We start from the raw sequence: 2439 nt of genomic DNA, 5'->3' as shown, positions 1-2439 counted from the left end.
ACACGGGCTCCGAACCAATAGGCATCTTCCTTTTCCTGCCAGGTGAGTAAATAGAGTCTGGCTCCTGATGGATATATACCTGAATGGTTTGTTCTGGCAAACGCTACGGCAGTGTCGTTACCATAGAGTACGGCCATTGTGTCATTCTTCTTGTTGATTAACGATGTTATTACTTGTCCATTAAGCGGATCGAGCGGCAGTGACCCGGAAAGAGAATCATACACTCGGCCAACATGTGCTTCATGTTTACTTTCGTGCGAGCAGGCTGCAAGCCACGCGGTTGTTATGAACAACAGGAGTATGGATATGAATTTCATATACTATATTTATTGTGCAGGCGATGTAAACACAAAATCTCTTTTCCGCATAGGGTTGTGGCACTGAACACATTCTTGTGTAAAGAGCTCGTTCTTGCCATAGGGCAACAGTTGCATACCCTTCCATCTCGCCCAACCCCAACCGGCTGTGGTGGCATACTTGCGCGAGTCTTTAATCATAAACTCAACCTGCTTGAATTCACCGGTATGTGCATAACCTGTTGAATCAATCAATTGCTCCCAGGCTACTTTGGCAAGTATAGCTCCATCCGGCCACGGATTTACCTGATGGTTGCGAACAGCATTCACGGCTATAGCATTTCCAAGAATTACACGCATGGTTCCATTATCAAAACGATCGGTGGTGCTGATAACACCCCAGTTCTTATACTCCGGCATATAGGCTATACCGTTGGGCGATGGAGTAACTTCTATTCCCTTTGGGCCTTCGCTTACAAAACGGGTATAATGATTTTCCATTGCCTGAAATTTTTCAGGAGCAGCCTGCTTTTCAGGAGACATACTCTTGAGGTAATTTTTCAATACATCAATCTCCTGTTCGGATATAACTGAAGAAGGATGCATCCATGTATATTCTCTCACGGGCATCTCATGAAATAATATCTTATTGATCGATGCAAAGAGTTTGGATTTCTGATCAGCCACCGAGAGGCTATCCCACGAGGAAAAATTTAGAACGCTGCGTCCATCGGTAACATGTGACCGTACCAGCCAGTAAGCCGGTGCAAGCTGATCGTACCACGGCAATTCTGTTTCGTTGGAGTGACAATTATAGCAGGAGCGTTTAATGATTGCCTTTACTTCTGCAGGCGCAGAGAAGTCGCCCGTTACCGGGGGATTCTCCAGTGGCTTGCGAACCAGCTGCAAAGCGAGGAAGGCAACTGCCACCGATACTAAAATGATAATCTTTCTCACGACAGTTCGTATAATGTTTGAACAAAATAAACCTGAGAAAATCCGTTTATAAGGTAAAATCTGTGCTACAGGGAATATTTGGGCTTTGAAAAGGAAAAAGTGACAGCGAAATTCCTATGAATCTGGCTTTTTTTAATTCTTTCGTGGCTTTCTTCTGTCTTGGTTATAACGAAGAACTACCTTATCTACGTGCAGACTTTATGCGAAAGGATCATTTATACCTGTTAACATTCTCAGGAATTTCCATCATCGTTGTGATTATTAATATAGTAAGCCTGAGCCGGCTGATCAAGATCAGCACGGAAGAATTGCTGCGTACCGAACTGGAAGCAAGCAAGCGCGAAGCCAACGAAGTATCACGAATGCTGGAAGTACAATTAAAACGCGGGATACCAACGCACGAAATTGCTGCGGGTCTGCAACGGAGCATTGAAAATACCAATACCGAGACCGGTTTTATTTGTATGTACGACACTTCTGGTGTTGAAATCTGCAATCCGAATCCGAAGAAGATTGGCATGAAGGTAACATCGCGCAATTCGGAAGTAAAGCAATTGGGCAGCGAGGGCAAATCCACTTTTATAGATATACTGCGAAGAGGAAAAGCAGATGGCGGACTGCGGCAATTTCTGCAGGAAGACCGGACAGAAATAATCTATGTACATCCGATACCGGAAACTCCGTGGATGCTGGCAGCCCACGCCAACGTATCGGCTATACAACGGCAGCTCAATGTGATCAAAATAAATTTTATATTGATCAGTACCATTTCCGGAATACTCATTATTATATTCTCGTTTGTGGTAGTGCGATATCTGGGCAACCGTTACGAAAAGAAACTGGAGCGGGAAAAAGATAGTTTACAAGACGATGTAAAAACACTGATGCGATTGAATGCCTCTTTGGCTGAACATCGTGATAAAGTGGAACAGGAAATTCAGACTGAGTCGCCCGCTATAAAACCAGAAGAGAAAGTAAAGAAACGTATACTCACCTACTGGCGTGACGAACTGGTAACGATAGATGTAGAGCATGTGGCCTTCTGCTATACACAGAACAACCTCGCCTATATTCATTGCCTGGACGGAAATTCCTATACCAGCAATTCCAGTCTCGATGAGCTCTTTGAGGCGCTCGACAAAAAAGTTTTCTTCCGTGCCAATCGTCAATTTATACTTTCAATTCG

General features: G+C 44.1%; 3 protein-coding genes. 1 reads left to right on the top strand and 2 read right to left on the bottom strand.

Going from position 1 to position 2439, the window contains the following annotated elements; all coding sequences use genetic code 11:
* Together VIN08_RS28145 and VIN08_RS28140 are read right to left on the bottom strand one after the other, a co-directional pair.
* The coding region (locus tag VIN08_RS28145; RefSeq protein WP_414693324.1) for a hypothetical protein at window positions 1-317 on the bottom strand (317 nt) is incomplete at its 3' end.
* 9 nt (window positions 318-326) lie between these two features.
* Window positions 327-1253 (bottom strand): heme-binding domain-containing protein, encoded by a 927-nt coding sequence (locus tag VIN08_RS28140; RefSeq protein WP_331973017.1) that lies wholly within the window; start codon window positions 1251-1253, stop codon window positions 327-329.
* Window positions 1254-1453: 200 nt separating this feature from the next.
* Between VIN08_RS28140 and VIN08_RS28135 the strand changes: the two genes are divergently transcribed.
* Window positions 1454-2439: LytTR family transcriptional regulator (locus VIN08_RS28135; protein ID WP_331973015.1), on the top strand; the 986-nt coding region annotated here is incomplete at its 3' end.

Source organism: Ohtaekwangia sp., from assembly GCF_036568665.1.
Classification (GTDB): Bacteria; Bacteroidota; Bacteroidia; order Cytophagales; family Cyclobacteriaceae; genus Ohtaekwangia.
This window is presented reverse-complemented; position numbering and strand designations above follow the sequence as displayed.